The sequence below is a fragment of the Halomonas sp. ISL-56 genome (assembly GCF_018612805.1).
GTDB lineage: Bacteria > Pseudomonadota > Gammaproteobacteria > Pseudomonadales > Halomonadaceae > Vreelandella.
Genome location: NZ_JAGGRO010000012.1, coordinates 71,286 through 90,431 on the forward strand (window position 1 = coordinate 71,286; position 19,146 = coordinate 90,431).

Annotated in this window: 11 protein-coding genes; 6 read left to right on the top strand and 5 right to left on the bottom strand. The window is 53.8% G+C overall.

From position 1 onward, the window contains the following. Positions 1-2: 2 nt before the first annotated feature. A complete protein-coding gene (locus J7J49_RS11090) occupies positions 3-2,711 on the bottom strand; it encodes a bifunctional diguanylate cyclase/phosphodiesterase (protein ID WP_215092539.1) in 2,709 nt (902 codons plus the stop codon). Between the two features lie 202 nt (positions 2,712-2,913). Between J7J49_RS11090 and J7J49_RS11095 the strand changes: the two genes are divergently transcribed. Beyond that, a complete protein-coding gene (locus tag J7J49_RS11095; RefSeq protein ID WP_215092542.1) occupies positions 2,914-3,816 on the top strand; it encodes a LysR family transcriptional regulator in 903 nt (300 codons plus the stop codon). A 34-nt stretch (positions 3,817-3,850) separates the two neighbouring features. Here J7J49_RS11095 and J7J49_RS11100 read toward each other — a convergent pair whose 3' ends face one another. Next, positions 3,851-5,368, bottom strand: coding sequence for an NCS1 family nucleobase:cation symporter-1 (locus tag J7J49_RS11100; RefSeq protein ID WP_215092544.1), 1,518 nt, complete (start codon positions 5,366-5,368; stop codon positions 3,851-3,853). Between the two features lie 584 nt (positions 5,369-5,952). On the opposite strand from J7J49_RS11100, the gene J7J49_RS11105 reads away from it, so the two are divergent. The 5 genes from J7J49_RS11105 (at position 5,953) to J7J49_RS11125 (ending at position 12,098) form a co-directional block, all read left to right on the top strand. Continuing rightward, the gene (locus J7J49_RS11105; protein ID WP_035580851.1) at positions 5,953-6,819 is read left to right on the top strand and encodes a nitrilase-related carbon-nitrogen hydrolase; all 867 of its coding nucleotides are present in this window, start codon (positions 5,953-5,955) and stop codon (positions 6,817-6,819) included. Positions 6,820-6,853: 34 nt separating this feature from the next. Then, a complete protein-coding gene (gene hydA, locus J7J49_RS11110) occupies positions 6,854-8,293 on the top strand; it encodes a dihydropyrimidinase (RefSeq protein ID WP_215092546.1) in 1,440 nt (479 codons plus the stop codon). A gap of 48 nt (positions 8,294-8,341) precedes the next feature. After that, entirely contained in the window at positions 8,342-9,721 is a 1,380-nt protein-coding gene (locus J7J49_RS11115; protein ID WP_215092548.1) for an NAD(P)-dependent oxidoreductase, read from the top strand. Next, positions 9,718-11,052 carry an NAD-dependent dihydropyrimidine dehydrogenase subunit PreA gene (preA, locus tag J7J49_RS11120; protein WP_215092550.1) on the top strand — a complete coding sequence of 445 codons (1,335 nt, stop codon included), beginning with the start codon at positions 9,718-9,720 and terminating at the stop codon, positions 11,050-11,052. Before J7J49_RS11115 ends, preA begins: the two co-directional genes overlap by 4 nt. 164 nt (positions 11,053-11,216) lie before the next feature. After that, complete coding sequence (locus tag J7J49_RS11125; protein WP_215092552.1) at positions 11,217-12,098, top strand: ABC transporter substrate-binding protein; 882 nt, start codon at positions 11,217-11,219, stop codon at positions 12,096-12,098. 81 nt (positions 12,099-12,179) lie between these two features. Here the strand turns inward: J7J49_RS11125 and J7J49_RS11130 are convergent, their stop codons facing one another. The 3 genes from J7J49_RS11130 to J7J49_RS11140 form a co-directional block, all read right to left on the bottom strand. After that, on the bottom strand, positions 12,180-13,862 hold the full coding sequence (locus J7J49_RS11130; protein ID WP_215092554.1) for a methyl-accepting chemotaxis protein: 1,683 nt from the start codon (positions 13,860-13,862) through the stop codon (positions 12,180-12,182). Between the two features lie 312 nt (positions 13,863-14,174). Beyond that, positions 14,175-15,854, bottom strand: coding sequence for a methyl-accepting chemotaxis protein (locus J7J49_RS11135; RefSeq protein ID WP_215092556.1), 1,680 nt, complete (start codon positions 15,852-15,854; stop codon positions 14,175-14,177). 244 nt (positions 15,855-16,098) lie between these two features. Further along, a complete protein-coding gene (locus J7J49_RS11140) occupies positions 16,099-19,146 on the bottom strand; it encodes an efflux RND transporter permease subunit (RefSeq protein WP_215092559.1) in 3,048 nt (1,015 codons plus the stop codon).

Here is a 19,146-nt window from a genome sequence, read left to right on the forward strand (position 1 = left end):
ACTTAATCGCCAATAATCAAACGCTCAATGGCCTCTGCGGTGACCGGACGCCCAAACAGATAGCCTTGATAAGCGTGGCAGTCGTGGGCCAGTAGCCATGCCTGCTGCGCTTTGGTCTCTACCCCTTCCGCGATGACCTCTAGATTGAGGCTCTCTGCCAGGGCAATAGTACTCTCTACAATCGCCGCGTTAGCCTGACTATCAAGCACCTGTTGCACAAAGGATTGGTCGATTTTTAGCTGATCCAGCGGCAGTTGGGCTAAATAAGCCAGTGACGAGTAGCCGGTGCCGAAATCATCCAGCGAGAAGCGTACGCCTCGCGCTTTAAGGGTGAGCATTTTATCCCGCGCGTCATCTCGAGCCTCCACGAACAGTGACTCGGTCACTTCCAACTTTAGCCGCTGAAGCGGCACCTGGGTTCGCGCAAATACCCCCTCTACGCGGGCCAGAAATTGCTCATCACGAAACTGTAGCGGACTGATATTCACCGATATGGTCAATTGGCTTAGCCGGGGGTGCTGCGCCCAACGCGCTAATTGGTGGCAGGCATCTTCCAACACCCATTCGCCCACATCGTTTATCAGCCCAGTGCTTTCCAACAACGGAATGAAATCACCCGGAGAGACCATACCGCGTTCGGGATGATGCCAGCGCAGTAGCGCTTCCACGCCGGTAATCTTTCCGTGGTGATCCACCTGGGGCTGATAATAAAGCTGCCACTGCTGGTAAGCTTGGGCTTGGCGTAGATCCGCCTCTAATTTTACATGGGCCAGTAGCGCAGCCTGCATTGAGGGATCAAAAAAGCACACGCCATGGCGACCGTTGCTCTTGGCCTGAAAAAGCGCCATATCCACCTGCTGCAGGTAGTCATCAACGCCGTACTCATTGCTCGCCATAATCGCGATGCCGATACTCCCCGTCACCGTAATACCCTCTTCGGCAAGGGTGATTGGGGTATTAAGGGTGGCCAGCAACTTATGCGCGATACGTTCTGCAAGCAGAGTGGTTTGGGCGTAATTACTATCAACGCCTTCAATTAACACCGCAAACTCATCGCTACCCAACCGCGCCAAGGTATCGGTATCGCGTAGCATTTGCCCCAGCCGCCGCGCAACGCTCTGTAATACCTGATCTCCCGCATAATGCCCCAGCGTGTCATTGATTTGCTTAAAGTTATCGATATCGATAAATAGCAGTGCGCCGCAACGCTGATGACGCTGAAGCTCCTTGAGAGCGCTTCCTATGCGATCCATAAACAGCCGACGGTTAGCCAAGCCGGTTAAGGTGTCATAAAACGCCAGCTGATGAATCTCCTGTTCAGCGGCTTTACGCTCACTGATATCGCTCATAGTGGCCACGTAGTGAGTTAAGGCGCCCTCAACGCTGTACACCGCGCTAATGGTTAGCCACTCGGGAAACAGTTCGCCATTCTTACGCTGGTTCCATATCTCGCCTTCCCAGTTACCGGTTTTGATAACACGCTTCCATAAACGACGGTAAAAGGTCGCATTTTGTAGGCCAGAGCTAAACATGCGCGGGTTGTTACCGATGATCTCGGCTTCGCTATAGCCGGTAATACGGCTGAAGGTCTCGTTAACCTTGAGAATGGTGCCTTGAGGATCGGTAATCAGGATGCCTAAGTGGGTTTGGAAGGCGGCAGCGGCGATTTGCGCTTCGGCACGCGCTTGCTCGCGCTCTTCGATACGTTGACGTAACTGATGCGCCAACGCCAAACGGTTCAGGTAGTGGCGTACCCCCCAAGCGCCCAGCAGAGCAATCACTGCCATCACCAGCATTAAAATCAAAGCGCGCTGCCGCCAAGCGGAAAGCAATTCGTGAAGATCAACGCCGACCACGGCCAGCATGGGGTACTCGCCAACCCTCAGCATACGGAACAACCGTTTACGTCCATCAATAGGTGAGTCAAAGTTGATTGACCAAGTAGACTCGCCACGGGCGAGCCACGCAATCGTTTTTGGGCTTTCAATTTGACTGCCGGTGGCAAATTGCACTTGTGGTATCGGGTACCGAGCAATAAATTTTAAGTTGGGGTCGACCAAGGCAATGCTTTCACCATCGTAGACACTCATCTGTTCAAGCGCGTCGGCAAATACTTCAGGCACAATGCTGGAGATCACCACGCCGGAAAACTCGCCGGTGGCGGTCTCTAGTCGCCGGCCATGATACAAATAGTAGCGCTGATCGCGGTTAGACCAGTAAAGCGGGGTAATCAGTTCCTCTTGTTCCTCTTGCTTAAAGGCATTAAAAAACACGCTATCACTGATGTCAGCATCTGCCTTTCGGTTACCGCGGCCACTCGCAAGCACGCGCCCTTCGGCGCTCACAACAGCGATTTCATCTACCATGGGGACATATCGGGTCAAATTTTCTAGCGAACGCTGAAGCGCCTGAGCATTTTCGCTATCAGGCATCCCTTGCAGTGCTAACAATTCCTCAAGCCCAAATAACGCTTGCCCGCTTTGCGCAAACACGCCTTTTGCCCACTCAGTAACCACGTTAGCACGGGCGGTAATACGCGACTCGGCGGCCTCAATTTCCTGCTTATGCTGTTCGCTCAGCAGCCAGCCGAAAAGTACCATCATGACGAACAGTGCTAATAGATATAACGCAATCACATGGCGACGCTGCTGACGGTAAGTTTTGGTAGCCTTCAACACATCATCATTTACATTAATGGAAGTCAGGGACATCGCATAGAAGCCTTATCCAGGTAACCATCGGGACACCTGATACAGTGTAAAAAGTAACCACAAACAATACATAGCGCGCATTGGTACGTCGCTTTGTCCGATAGTGCCGCGGCGCTTTTGTGATGTATATCAGTTTTTATCGCCGTTAATACGTTGAAAAGCGTAACGTTAGGCATTGATAGACAACTACCAGGGAATTGTTATGGCATCACTGGGACAAATGAGCGATTACGAGATACGCCTCATCCGTATTTTTAAGACGGTTGTTGAGTGCGGTGGCTTTACCGCGGCGGAAACCACGCTGGGGATTAGCCGTTCGGCGATTAGTCAGCACATGAACGATCTAGAAGGACGGCTAGGTTTTTCGCTCTGTCAGCGCGGGCGTGGTGGGTTTAGTTTAACCGAAGAGGGCAAAGAAATTTACCAGGCGGGTTTAACCCTACTGACCGCGCTTGAAACCTTCAAAAGCGACGTTAATGCCCTGCATCAAACAATTAAAGGTGAGCTGAATATCGGCATCACCGACAACTTGGTGACACTCCCCGCCATGCACGTGACCAATGCCCTGGCGGAGCTGAGCGCGCCGGGACATGAGGTAACGCTGCATATTCATATGGAGCCTTCGGATGCGGTTATTCGTGGTGTGATGGATGGTCACTTGCATGTGGGCGTGGTGCCGGCGGTCAACCTGCCCACCAGCTTGGAAACCCGCCACCTTTATGATGAGCCATCGTATCTTTACTGCGCGGCTGGCCATCCACTGTTTGTTGAACACGATGATACGCTCAGCTTTGCGGATATCGCCGAGCAGGCTGCTATTTCGCCCCGCTATCCGCTACCAGTTGAAGCACGCCAAGCGCATGATGCGCTCAGCCTGCAAGCCTCGGCCTCTGATCGCGAAGGCGCCGCCTTTTTGATCCTGACTGGGCGCTTCATCGGCTTTCTGCCTGAGCATGTCGCTGCGCAGTGGGTGGCCGCGGGTAAGATGCGGGCACTGCATGCCGCCACCCAACACTACCGCATACCGTTTGTACTGATTACCCGCCATGACCGACGCCCCAATAGAGTCGTTGATGCTTTTTTGCGCTTAATCAAGAGCAGCTAAAGTAATAACCCGGCACGGAGCCGGGTTTAATGGTTTAACTCTGCTCTGTCGCCTCACTAGCCATAATCGGCGCAGGCCCCGCCTGAGGCGATGACGCAAACACTTGGCTTGCCACATAGTAAACAATGGCCCCCAGCGCCGAACCGGTAAACCAGCCATAGTCATAGAACCAGTTCATCGTGCCGGTTAACAGCGAAATCAAGGTGAGCAGCACCGGGACGCCAAAGGCGATAAAGCCTGCAATGTTGACCGCAGGATAGGCATGGTCATCCATATACAGACTCGGTATATCCAAACGCTGCTTTTTAATCAGGAAATAATCCACCGCCATAATCCCCGCGATGGGCCCGAGGAGGCTTGAATAGCCGAGTAACCAGTTAGAGTACATCTGCTCAAGGGAGACCCCAGGTGGGATAACACCCGCTTTTTGCAGCAGATCGTAGCCCATCAGCATTACGCCCACCGCACCCGTCATCAGCACGCCGCGCGTCTGGTTAATCAATTTAGGCGCAATATTCTGAAAATCATTGGTCGGCGAGACGATGTTGGAAGCAGTATTGGTAGAAATCGTGGCGATAATGATCAACAGCATCGCTAATACCACCCAGAAAGGGCTGTCGATATAACCGATCAAACGTACCGGGTCGGCAACGGTTTGGCCCACCAGCGTTTCGGAAGCAGCGGTTAACACGACGCCGAGGGCGGCAAAGAAAAACATCGTCAGCGGCAGACCGATCACTTGGCCAACGATCTGATCTTTTTGGCTTTTGGCAAAGCGGCTGAAATCGGGAATATTCAGCGACAGCGTGGCCCAAAAGCCCACCATGGCGGTTAAGCCTGCGAAGAAATAGCCATACACCGATGCCCCTTCCGGGCGCGAAGGCGGCTGTGCCAGCAGCTCGGTCATCGACATGTTGGGCCACGCCCAGATCATCAGCCCCACACCAACGGCTAACAACAGCGGCGCAGCTAGGGTCTCCAACCATTTAATAGATTCTGCCCCACGAATGACCACATAGAGGTTCATCGCGCCAAAGACAAAAAAGCCGATCACTTCGCCCACGCCGCCAAGCGCAGCCCAAGCGGGAATCAACTCGGAGAGCAGCAGATGAATAGCAAGTCCGCCAAACATGGTTTGAATGCCAAACCATCCGCAGCCCACTAAAGCGCGAACTAGACAGGGCACATTGGAGCCTAAAATACCGAACGATGAGCGTAGCACCACGGGAAATGGGATTCCAAATTTTGTGCCAGGAAAGGCGTTTAAGGTGAGAGGAATCAGTACGATCACGTTGGCTAACAGAATAGCGAACAGGGCCTCCCCCACGCTCAAGCCGAAGTAGGCCGTTAATACCCCGCCCAAGGTATAGGTGGGCACACAGATCGACATACCTACCCAAAGTGCGGCAATGTTCCATTTACTCCAGGTGCGTTCGCTGGCCTGGGTAGGGGCAATATCCTCATTGAAGCGTGAACTACTGCGCACGTCGCCCCCTACATCAAGCTCTATTAGTCCGCCTCGATCCACCATCTGTGAGGTTGTTTCGGTCATTTTTATCTCCTCAGCATTGCGTTGCCCATCACTCCCACGGTCAGTGGAGCTGTTCAAAAGACGCTTAGAAATCATCGCTCTTAGAAACCATCCTTTTAAAATCCAAGCAATAAGTGTGCCTACCCATAAAAGCAGGGCAACTAACCCTTTGATTAAAAAACTGTCTTCATGGACAACAATATTATTGTTAGCTTGTTACCTTTTAACCCTCTCCACCTCAAACAAAAACCGATTAAACAAAGCTAGGTCAAAAAAAATATTTGCACCAATATTAAACAAAAAAATCTACCAACCACTCATTATAAATATAATAAACACATGATTTTAAAATAAAAAATAAATCAATCAAAACGGTGCAAGGGTTCACCAAAAAAGGGAATATCACTGCTCAAAAAAATAAAAACAAGCAAACTCAAAGAGTTAAATGCGACTGTATAAATAGAATTTTAAGACTTGCTAAAACCACCAACCCAGCGATACTTTCAACAAAAGCTGTCGCATTGGTCAGCTTTATAATATTAATTCTCAACGCCTAAACACGCTTCAAATCAACAATCAGAATCAAACACCAGAGGGAGTGTCTTATGCAGAAGATGAAAATCGGCCTGATTCAAATGGGCCTAAAAACCAGCACCGATTTGGAACCCGAAGCCATCCGCGACGCGATGAACGAAGCGCATCTGCCGATGATTCAGCAAGCGGCTGATCAAGGCGTACAGGTACTGTGTTTCCAGGAAGTGTTTAACCAGCCCTACTTTTGTCCCAGCCAGGACGGTAAATGGTACGCCGCCGCTGAGCGGGTACCGGAAGGCCCCACCTGCCAGATGATGCAAAAACTCGCCGCCGAGCACCGCATGGTGATTATCGTGCCGGTGTATGAAGAGACCGAAACCGGCGTTTACTACAACACCGCTGCCGTATTTGATGCCGATGGCAGTTATTTAGGTAAATATCACAAAACCCATATTCCCCAAGTCGCCGGATTTTGGGAGAAGTTTTTCTTTAAGCCGGGGCAATCCAACTGGCCGGTATTCGATACCGCCTACGGCAAAATCGGCGTTTATATCTGCTACGACCGCCACTTCCCCGAAGGCTGGCGGGCACTGGCACTGAATGGCGCTGAAGTAATCTTTAACCCTTCCGCCACCGTAGCAGGACTTTCCCAATACCTCTGGGAGCTTGAACAACCCGCTTCCGCCGCTGCCAACGGCTGCTTTATCGCTGCCATCAACCGCGTCGGCACCGAAGCGCCCTGGAATATCGGCGACTTCTACGGCTCCAGCTACATCGTTAACCCCCGCGGCAAAATCGAAGCCCAGGCCAGCGAGACAGAAGATGAGCTGCTGGTGCACGAGATCGATTTGGATATGGTGCGAGAGGTTCGCAACAACTGGCAGTTTTTCCGCGACCGCCGCCCAGAGACCTATACCCGCCTGACCGACGGTGAGTAATGACGTTGGCGAAAAAATATAGCAGGAGCGAACCATGAGCTTATTAATCAAGGGCGGCACCGTCGTCACCCATGCCGACACATATCGCGCTGACGTACTCTGCGTCGACGGTAAAATCCACGCCATCGGCACCGATCTAGACATCCCCGAGGGCTGCGAGATTGTCGATGCCAGCGATCAGCTTGTCATGCCCGGCGGCATCGACCCCCATACTCATATGCAGATGCCGTTTATGGGCGCAGTGGCCAGTGAAGATTTCTACACCGGCACCGCCGCCGCCATGGCGGGCGGTACCACCACCATTATCGACTTCGTGATTCCCAGTCCCGGCCAATCGCTGCTGGAAGCCTTTGAAACTTGGCAGGGCTGGGCAGAAAAAGCCGCCACTGATTTCGCCTTTCACGTGGCGGTCACTTGGTGGGATGAAAGTGTCAAAGAGGAGATGGGCACCTTAGTGCGCGAGCACGGCGTCAACAGTTTCAAGCACTTTATGGCCTACAAAGGCGCCATCATGGCCACCGACGACATTCTGGTGGAGAGCTTTTCACGCTGCCTGGAGTTGGGCGCGGTGCCCACGGTACACGCCGAAAACGGCGAGCTGGTCTACCACATGCAGCAAAAACTGCTCGCCCAGGGCATTACCGGGCCGGAAGCCCATCCACTTTCGCGCCCGCCCCAGGTCGAAGGCGAAGCAGCCAGCCGAGCCATTCGCATTGCCACTACCCTGGGCGCGCCGGTCTACCTGGTGCATGTTTCCACCAAGGACGCGGTGGATGAGATCGCTTACGCCCGCCAGCAGGGTCACCCGGTGTTTGGCGAGTGCTTAGCAGGGCATTTGGTGATTGACGACAGCGTTTACCAGCACCCCGACTGGGCCACGGCAGCGGCCCACGTAATGAGCCCGCCCTTCCGTCCCAAAGGCCACCAGGAAGCCCTTTGGCATGGCCTGCAATCCGGCAATCTGCAAACCACCGCCACCGACCACTGCTGCTTCTGCGAAGAACAGAAAGCCGCTGGTAAAGATGATTTCACCAAGATCCCCAACGGGACCGCCGGGGTAGAAGACCGCCTAGCCGTCATCTGGGACGAAGGCGTCAATACGGGCAAGCTCTCGCCCCAAGAGTTTGTCGCCATTACCTCCACCAATACCGCTAAGATTTTTAACCTATACCCACGCAAGGGCGCGATTCAGGTCGGCTCCGATGCCGATATCGTGGTCTGGGATTCCAACGGCACCCGCACGATTTCTGCCAAGACCCACCACCAGAACGTCGACTTCAACATCTTCGAGGGCAAAACGGTACGCGGTATCGCTCGCCACACCATTAGCAAGGGCAAGTGGGTGTGGCGTGACGGCGATCTACGCGCCGAGCGCGGTGCAGGACGCTATTTAGAGCGCCCCGCCTACCCCGGAGTGTTCGAGCTGCTCGCTAAGCGTGCTGAACTTAATGCCCCCATCGCCGTTAAGAGATAACCGGCGCTTAATAACTGTTATTTCTATAAAAACAGTGGAGGCTCTACCGTGACTAGCCAACTGAACCATCTACCCAGCGCCAAAGAGGTCGGCACTTACGACCTGCAAACGCTGGCAAACAATTTTAGCGATCTTCATCCACCGTTAACTCAGCGCCAGGCAATCATCGAAAGCCAGCGCTGCCTGTACTGCTTTGATGCCCCCTGCGTGGAGGCTTGCCCGTCGGATATTGATATCCCGAGCTTTATTCGCCAGATCAGCGAAAGCAACATCAACGGTGCGGCAGAAACCATCCTGGAAGCCAATATCCTCGGCGGCAGCTGCGCCCGGGTGTGCCCCACCGAAATCCTATGTGAACGCAGCTGTGTGCGTAACCACGACGCCGAGTGCCAGCCGGTGCTAATTGGCCTACTCCAGCGCCACGCCACCGATAACATGCAGTTTGATAGCCATCCATTTAAGCGTGCCGCCAGCACCGGCCGTCATATTGCCGTGGTTGGTGCCGGGCCAGCAGGACTCTCCTGTGCCCATCGATTGGCCATACTCGGCCACCAGGTGACCATTTTTGAGGCCGAACAGAAACCCGGCGGGCTCAACGAGTACGGCATTGCCCGCTACAAGATGACCGACGACTTTGCCCGCAAGGAAGTGGAGTTTTTGCTTGCGATCGGCGGCATCGACATTCAGTACGGGCAGCGCCTTGGCGATAACCTCGAACTCGCCACGCTACACAAGCAATACGACAGTGTATTCCTAGGTTTGGGCCTGGGTGCCAGCCGCGCGTTGGGGCTAACGGGCGAAGATGCGCCAGGCCTTATGCCCGCCGTGGATTACATTAAAACCTTGCGCCAAACCGACGACCTGGGCAGCCTGGCTGTGGCCAAGCGCTGTATTGTGATTGGCGCGGGCAATACCGCCATTGATATGGCCACCCAAATGGCCCGCTTAGGGGCAAGCGAAGTAACGCTGGTCTACCGCCGTGGCGTGGAGGAAATGTCCGCCACCGAACACGAGCAGGAGATCGCTAAAGCCAACGGCGTGCGTATGGTGACTTGGGCACAGCCTGATGAGATCTTGTTGGACGATCGAGACTGCGTCGCAGGCATGCGCTTTGCCAAGACCTTCGATCAAGCAGGGCGATTAACTACCACCGGGGAAACCTTCGAGATCGCTGCCGATGCCATTTTCACCGCTATCGGCCAGGGCTTCGAAGCCGCAAGCCTAAGCGATGCTACCGCCGCCGAGCTCGCCCGGGACGGCGAACGCATTCACGTTGATGAGATGTTCCAAACGTCACTGCCCAATGTTTATGCTGGCGGCGACTGCGTCAAACCTGGCCAGGATCTCACCGTACAGGCCGTGCAACACGGCAAGTTGGCGGCCCACGCCATTCATCAAGCGCTTGCCGCCAAGCAGGAGGCCGCATGAACACCACCCCTCTCTCTTTCCCAGGTAAGAAAAACAGCGGCGATAGCGTTGTTAATGGGGTTGATCTCTCGGTAAATTTCGCCGGTATCAAAGCCCCCAATCCGTTCTGGTTGGCCTCTGCGCCACCCACCGATAAAGCTTATAACGTGGTGCGCGCCTATGAAGCGGGCTGGGGCGGCGTGGTATGGAAAACCCTTGGCGAAGAGCCACCAGCGGTAAACGTCTCTTCGCGCTATTCCGCCCACTACGGCAAAAACCGCGAGGTGATTGGCTTTAACAATATTGAGCTGATTACCGACCGTTCGCTGGAGATCAATCTTAAAGAGATCACCCAGGTGAAGAAGGATTGGCCTGACCGCGCGCTGATCGTCTCCATCATGGTGCCCTGCAATGAAGAGGCCTGGGCGTATATTCTACCGCTGGTGGAAGCCACCGGTGCTGACGGTATCGAGCTTAACCTGGGCTGCCCACACGGTATGCCAGAGCGCGGCATGGGCGCGGCGGTGGGCCAAAACCCGGATTTGATCGAAAAAGTCACCTACTGGTGTAAAAAGCACTACTCCAAGCCGGTGATTGTCAAACTCACCCCCAATATTACCGATATTCGTGTGGGTGCTCAGGCGGCCCTGCGCGGCGGGGCCGATGCGGTGTCGTTGATCAACACCATTAACTCGATCACCAGCATCGACCTGGACAATATGGTCGCTAAACCAACCGTGGGCCACCAGAGCACCCACGGCGGCTACTGCGGCAGCGCCGTTAAACCTATAGCCATGAACATGGTGGCGGAAATTGCCCGCGACCCGGCGACGCCAACGCTGCCGATTTCAGGCATTGGCGGCATTTCCACCTGGCGAGATGCGGCGGAGTTTATCGCCCTCGGTTCAGGCAGCGTTCAGGTGTGTACGGCGGCGATGCTCAACGGGTTTCGGATTGTGGAAGAGATGAAAGATGGCCTCTCCCGTTGGATGGCGGAAAAAGGCTACGACTCCATTGAGGCGTTCTCCCGCAAGGCAATACCGCAAACCACCGACTGGAAACACCTTGATATCAACTTCAAGACCATCGCCAAGATCGATCAGGATTTGTGCATCGAGTGCGGCCGCTGCTATATCGCCTGCGAGGACACCTCCCATCAGTCGATTGCCAAACTCACCGAGCAGGACGGCGCGCGCCGCTATGAAGTGATCGAAGAGGAGTGCGTGGGCTGTAATCTCTGCCAGATCACTTGCCCGGTGGAAAACTGCATCACCATGGTGCCTCAAGAGACTGGTCAACCGTTCCTAGCCTGGGATAATGATCCGCGTAACCCTTTCCGGGTTGTCTCTTAAGCACTGTTTTAAACAACCACTCACAGCCGCCCGCCCTCAACCAATGAGGGCGGGCGCGTTTTGCGCAACATGCTGTTCCATAATCGAATAGCGACAAGAGGCAACTTCCTTGACAGTATGAGAAGCTATCGCATATAGAATATTTTCTCATAAAAGGAAGCCCAATGAAGTACGCAGCTATTACCACAAGCGCTCTCACAACCCTCACTGCAACGCTACTTCTGGCCAGCGCCGCCGCGAGCGCCGACCAGCGTATCGCCACCTTCGATTTAGGCAGCCTGGATACACTGGATGCTTTAGGTTTAAGCGATCAGGTGGTGGGCGCACCTAAATCTAGCCTACCCGGCTATCTAAAGCAGTATGCAGAAGAGACCTACGCCGATATTGGTGGTCTGCGCTCGCCAGATATGGACGCCATTCGCCAAAGCGATCCCAGCCTAATTCTCTACACCGGTCGTCAAGGAGAGTGGGAAGACGAACTTGGCGAGATTGCCCCGCTGCTCAACACAAGCCTGCAAGGCGATAACTACCTCACTACTTTTGATGACAACGTTCGCGAGCTAGCCAGCCAGACAGGAGCCGAAGCTGAAGCGGAAGACGCACTTGAAATCCTGCACAACGAGATCGAGACCCAACGCGAAGCACTAAGCAACGCTCCCCGCACGCTAGTGGTCACCCACAATGGCGGCAACCTGATGCTCAACCAACACCCGGTGGTTCACGATGTACTGGGCATAGCAGCGCTTGAGATGCCCGATAGCGTGACAAGCGAAACCCGTGGCACACGCACCTTTACTCCGCTTTCACCCGAGGCGATTAGTGACATTGATCCGGAAGTTGTGCTGGTGGTTGATCGCAGCGCGGCGATTGGCGATGAGGCCGCAGACGCGGATGCCATAGCGCAAATGCTTTTAGAAGCGGGTGCTGAAAAAACGCGGGTTGTCATGTTAACACCCGCGCTGTGGTATCTCTCTGGCGGTGGTTTGCAGAGCTTAGCCCTGCAAATCGATGAAGTATCAGCGGCGCTAAGCTCATCAAATAACTAAGTATTCGCGAAACGCCCCCTCTTACGACATCACCACAGCCGCTAAGAGGGGGTAGTGCGGCCCGACAAGAAAGGGGTGGACTTAAAACTCTTCCCATTCGTTATCCGCAGCACTTTTCGACTGCGCTAACCGGGGCGCTGGCCGAAGCAACGTTTGCTGCGGCTTGGCCGGAGCCAAAGGCGCGGAATGAGTAGCCGCGCCACCTTCCACTAAACGGAAGGATGCTACGACACTTTCAAGCCGCGCCGCTTGCTCTTCCAACGAGCTTGCTGCCGAAGAAGCCTCTTGCACCAGCGCCGCATTCTGCTGGGTCACTTCATCCATTTGGGCGACCGCTTGGTTGACCTGCTCAATGCCCGAACTCTGCTCCTGAGATGCCGCAGAGATTTCATCCATAATATCGGTCACGCGGCGCACCGAAGCGACCACCTCGCGCATTGTTTCGCCGGCGCTTTCAACTAATACCGAGCCCTCTTTCACCTGAGTTGATGAGGCATCAATCAGTGCTTTGATCTCTTTGGCGGCATCTGCACTGCGGCTCGCCAGATTACGCACTTCGCTGGCCACCACGGCAAAGCCACGCCCTTGCTCGCCCGCCCGCGCTGCTTCCACCGAGGCATTGAGTGCCAGAATATTGGTTTGAAAGGCGATAGAGTCGATAACGCTGATAATATCAGCAACTTTCTGTGAGCTGCCTGAAATGCCATGCATTGTGGTAATTACGCGCTCAACCACGTCACCACCGTTACTGGCCGTGCTGGACGCATCGTTCGCCAACTGGCTGGCCTGACGGGCATTATCGGCATTCTGTTTAACGGTAGCGGTTAGCTGCTCCATGCTGGCGGCAGTCTCCTGCAGCGATGCCGCCTGCTGCTCAGTACGCGACGATAGATCCGCGTTGCCGCTGGCAATTTCACGCGCGCCGATATGAATCGAGCCGCTGCTATCACGCACTTCCGAAACCGTTTTGACCAAATTACTCTGCATATGCTGCATAGCGATAAACAGCTTGCCAATCTCATTACGCCCACGATCACTGACTTTCCCTGAAAGGTCATTTTTAGCGATACGTTCAAAGTGCACCACTGCCTCGTCCAGCGGTTTTACGATAGAGCCGACCATGGCGATGCGAACGAACAGCACCATTAACGCAGCGATAATCAGGGCTGCCAACTCAATGTACCCAAAGAACTGCATCTCACTTTCGTAGTCGTCTACCAGTTGGTCAGCGTAATCCACCAAGTAATCACTAAAAGCACTACTTGCAGCGATAAACTCACGGTTCAAAGTACTTGTTGCCTCTTGCGCAGCTCTTAGTCCAACATCATCACCCGCTTGAACGGACTCGCTTAACGGTATTATTCCTTGCTGCATAAGGCTGTTGAAGGTAGTCACCACGGCGTCTGCAAGAGCTGGCTGTAAAGCATGAGGGTCATATGATTGGAAGCTGGTAAAAAAGTCCTGTGCCTCAACTTGAAAGGTTCGTGCTCGCTCCAAGTACTCCTGGGCTAAACGGGCATTACCTTCCTCTCTCGCGGTCAAACTATTCATATAGTTAAGCTGTGCATTCGCTACCGACTGTTGAGCACGATTGAGAGGTAGCATTTGATGCATTGCCGCATCGTCCAAATTGACGAGAGCTATATCCCCCTGTTTCCCAGACTGGTGGCTGAGAAAAGCAATTATTAGTATTATTATCGAGAAAATAGCAAGTATGAGAGTCAAACTCATTTTCACTGAGGTGTTGCTAAGTAGTCGATTCATGGGCTTATAGTCTCTATACCGATGCATTAATGCGTCGGTCTGCTTTAAGTTGACTGGGGAGCTTAGCTAATCCTATTTAAGGAAAAATTCAGTACCCTTTTGGGTTATTGAATACTACAACTCCCACCCAACTTAAAACATAGAGTTCATACTTTTTAACAATTACCCTGTTTGCAAACTAATTATTGTCTAAGTAATTCACCCACTCATAAAGACTCGCGCAGGTGATCTCTCACCCACACGTTAGATTTTGCCGGTTTTTCTTGCACATCACTGCAGTTGAGCGAGTGAAAGCCAAATATAGCCTGAGGCCTAAAAAGCTTCCCAGTCCTGATCCGCGCCATGCGCTTTTTGACTACGCGGTGCTGGCCGCACAAGCGCGGGCTGTCGTTGAGGAGATTGCTGGGGCGAGATGAGCGGGGCGTGTTGCGTAGGGCTCCCGTCTTCCGCTAAACGGAAGGCCGAAACAACGCTTTCAAGCCGTGCCGCCTGCTCTTCCAGTGAGCTTGCCGCTGAAGAGGCCTCTTGAACCAGGGCCGCATTCTGCTGGGTCACTTCATCCATCTGGGCAACCGCCTGGTTAACCTGTTCAATACCCGAGCTCTGCTCTTGGGATGCCGCGGAGATTTCATCCATAATATCGGTCACGCGGCGCACAGAGGAGACCACGTTTCGCATGGTTTCCCCGGCACTTTCGACTAATGCCGAGCCCTCTTTCACTTGGGTTGATGAGGCATCAATCAGCGCTTTGATCTCTTTGGCGGCATCGGCACTGCGGCTTGCCAGGTTACGCACTTCACTCGCCACCACGGCAAAACCACGACCCTGCTCGCCTGCCCGCGCCGCTTCCACGGAGGCGTTAAGCGCCAGGATATTGGTTTGGAAGGCGATAGAGTCGATAACGCTAATAATATCCGCCACTTTTTGCGAACTATCATTAATACCGTGCATGGTGGTAATGACTTTCTCAACCACTTCGCCACCGTTACTTGCCGTGCTTGAGGCGTCGTTCGCTAGCTGACTGGCCTGACGGGCATTATCGGCGTTTTGTTTAACGGTCGCGGTTAACTGCTCCATGCTGGCGGCAGTCTCCTGCAACGATGCCGCCTGCTGCTCGGTGCGGGACGATAGATCCGCATTGCCACTGGCAATTTCACGCGCGCCGATATGAATCGAGCCGCTACTGTCGCGTACTTCCGAAACCGTTTTAGCCAAATTACTCTGCATATGCTGCATGGCGCTAAACAGTTTACCGATCTCGTTACGGCCACGATCACTGACTTTGCCCGACAAATCGTTTTGGGCAATTCGCTCAAAGTGCGCCACTGCCTCGTTAAGCGGTTTTACGATAGACCCCACCATGGCGATGCGCACAAAGAGAATCATTAACGCGGCAATCAGAAGCATAGCTAAGTCAATATAACCAATTAGTTGCATATCACTTTCATAATCGGCAACCATCAAGCTATTTTGTTCAGCAATGTGGTCATTGTAGGCAATCACTGCCTCTATTAACTGCTCATTTAAATCACTAACCGTGGATCTGGCTGCGTTAAATTGAGCCTCATTACCTGTCTGCAGTATTTCTGATAGCGGTAAAATTGCCTGTTGCATCAAGTTGTTAAAATTAGCAATCACCGTTTCAGCGAGCGCTGAGCTAGGACCGGTTGCTTCGAACGCTGAAAAATAGTCTTGAGCAGCCTGCTGGTTAGTTTGCGCCCGGTCTAAGTAATCACGAGCCGCGCGGGTATCACCCTTTTCCGTGGCATCAAAGCTGTTGATATAAAATAGCTGTGCATAGGCAATTGAGCGTTGACTACGGCCCAAAGCCAAGGTGCGATCAGCTGAGCGATCTAGCTCTTCTAGCGAGGTGCTGCCCTCTTCACCTCCCCGATAACCGAGAAATGCAATTATAATTATTAACAGCCCAAAAATGGCTAAAACAAGCGTCAAGCTCATTTTAATTGAGATATTACTAAGCATGCGATTCATTATGCGGAACAGCTCCAGGGTTAGATTAGTTATTGGCCATCTATATAATCTAGCTAGAGAAATTCCAGCGATATTAGACTAAATTAAATCAACCGTTTTATTTTCAACAGACATGCTATCGGCCAATAGAATCTAGACTTTAGTCTAATTTAGAAAAATTTTAATGCTGCGAGGATTATCACGTCACCGAAGCGTGGATTAGCCAAGCCTCGGTGATGTGACAAAGAAGCGGGTAACGACGGGGCTATTTATCGGGGTGTATGCGAATCCGGTAGAGCACGCAATAAACCACCGGCAGTACAATTAGGGTTAATAGCGTGGCGACACCGAGGCCACCGATCAACGCGACCGCCATGCTGGCGAAGAAGGCATCGCTAATCAGCGGGATCATCCCCAGCATGGTGGTTAACGCGGCCATCGACACCGGTCTAACCCGACTAACCGCCGCCTGCACCACGGCATGGTAGCGGTCTTGATGCAGCGGTAGCTGCACATTGATCTCCTCAACTAGCACAATGGCATTCTTGATCACCATACCGATCAGGCTTAGCGTGCCCAGCAGTGCCATAAACGAAAACGGCATACCCGTGAGCAACAGCGCGCCGACGACGCCAATAATGGTTAATGGCACCAGTGACCAAATGGCCAGCGGTTGGCGGAAGTTATTGAACAGCACCACAGTAAGAATAAACATCATCACGATGCCCAGCGGTAGCGAAGCGAATAGCCCGCTTTGCGCTTCGCCTGCGGTTTCATATTCACCGCCCCACTCCAACCGATAACCCGAGGGTAGATCTATCGCTTCCACTCTAGGGCGAATCTCGGCCAATACACTGGCGGCGGTCACCCCGCTTAACGGGTCAGGTTCGCCGTACACCGCCAGCATGCGCTCGCGATTACGGCGCATAATCAGCGGGTCGGCCGCCTGGGTGGTGATATCGCTGATCACTTGATCGGCGGTGATATAGCGGCTTTGCTCATCACTCCACACGTTAAGTGAGCCAAGGTTATCCACATCGTGACGCTGCTCGGGGATTGCCCGCGCCACTATTGGTATCAGGTCGCTGCCATCGCGATACACACCCACTTGGCTGCCGCTAGTACTCAGGGCAAGAGTGCTGGCCAGGTCTTCACGGGAGACACCCAACCTGCGCGCGGTATCCTCAAGAAAGACGGGCTCAATCACCTGCACGCGGTTACGCCAACTGGTGCGCACGCTGGTCATGTGCGGCGTATCACGGAACATGGCCTCTACCTGGTCACCCAACTGGCGTAGCACCGCTGGATCGCTGCCGTAGAAGCGTGCCTCTAGTTTGGCTTTTGGCGCGGGGCCAACTTCTAGCGGGGCGATTTTATAGTCGATATCGCTATGATCGCGCTCCAGCACTTTCTCAACGTCGGCCATGCGGTCGTGCTGGGTCGCTTTATCGTCGGTTTCGACAATCAACTGCGCATAGCTTGCGTAGCGGTCTTCCGGCGAATAAGTCAGGGTAAAGCGCTGCGCCCCGCCGCCCACGGTGGTAGTCAGGTGACGAACCCCCGGCATCTCCATCACGCTCTCTTCCAGCTCGCTAACGCGGCGCTGGGTTTCGAGGATATCGGTGCCCTCCGGGGTGCGGTAATCGACAAAAAAGATCGGCGTATTCGAGGCCGGAAAAAAGGCATTCTTAACCGAACCAAAGCCGACCACCGCACCCGCCAACACCGCCACCATCAACGCCAAGGTTAACCAGCGCCAACGAATACCAGCGATAATCACGCGGCCTACAAACCGATAAACCACACCTTTGTAGGGATCCTCCTGACCGTCACCGGGAGCAACATTGCGGAAAAACAGCTTGAAATAGAACGGCGTTAACGTCAGCGCCGTGATCCAGCTCAGCAGCAGTGAGTAGAGCAGCACGAAAAATAGCGAGCCGATAAACTCACCGGTGGTGTCTGGCGATAAACCGATGGGCGCAAAGGCCGCAATCGCGATCAGCGTAGCCGCCAGCAAGGGCCAGGCGTTTTGGCTAACCACTTGGTGCGCTGAATCACGGATACTTTGACCCCGCTTAAGCCCCACCAGCATGCCTTCGGTAACTACAATGGCGTTATCCACCAACATGCCGAGGGCGATAATCAGCGCCCCCAGCGAGATTTTTTCGAGCTGCAGACCTTGAAAGCGCATTAGCATAAAGGTGCCGACAATGGTGATCAGTAGGATAAATCCCATCAACAGGCCACTGCGCCAACCCATAAATAGCATCAGCACCACGATGACAATGGCTACGGCCTGCAGCAAACTCATTAAGAAGCCCGACACCGCTTCATCGACCACCTGAGGTTGGTCGTAAACGACGTTCAACTCCATGCCGAGTGGCGTGCGGGTTTGCAGTTCAGCCAGACGCTGCTGTAGCCGTTCCCCCACTTCAACCACATTGACACCGCTTTCAAAAGAGACGCCCAACGAGATCGCCGGCCTACCCATATCGCGGTAAAGCTGCTGGGGCTGCTCCGCCAGTTCGCGGTATACATCGGCAATATCGCTTAGCCGCACCAGTTCGCCATCGCCCTCGCTGACAATCAGCGCACGCAGATCTTCAATATTCGCTGCGCTGCCCGTCGGCGTGATACGGAAACGACGGCCATCCTGTTTAAGATGTCCTGAATCCGCCACGGCATTCTGAGTCTCAAGCAACTGCTGCAGGCGAGAAAGGGGGATATTGAGTGCACGCAGGCGCTCGCGATCAACTTCAATATAGATGCGCTCTTCGTGCTCCCCGCTCAGAGATACCTTCGCGACCCCATTAACCAGCGCAAGTTCGCGTTTGAGAAAGTCAGCGTGATCCGCAAGATCCGGCATGCTATAGCCATCGCCGGTCAGGTTGACCATAAAGCCAAATACATCGCCAAAATCGTCGTTAACGCGGGACTGACTCGCACCTGGCGGTAGCGCAGCCTGGGCGTCCTGCACTTTACGGCGCAGCGAATCCCACAGTTGCTCAAGCTCTTCGCTTTGTACCGTGCTATAGAGCTCAACGGTGATTTGCGATAGGCCATCGGAGCTCACCGAGCTTACCCGCTTGATTGACGACATCTCCTGGATCGATTCTTCTAGCGTCGAGGTGACTTCCTGCTCGACCTCTTCAGGCGTCGCACCGGGGTACTGCGTGGTGATAAGCGCATTGCGGATAGTAAATTCGGGGAACTCCAGCTGCCCCATGCCTAAAAATGATAGCGCGCCGCCCGCTAGCAGCACCACGGTCATTAAATAGCTGGCGGCGCGGTGGCGTAAGAAGTAGTCGACCAT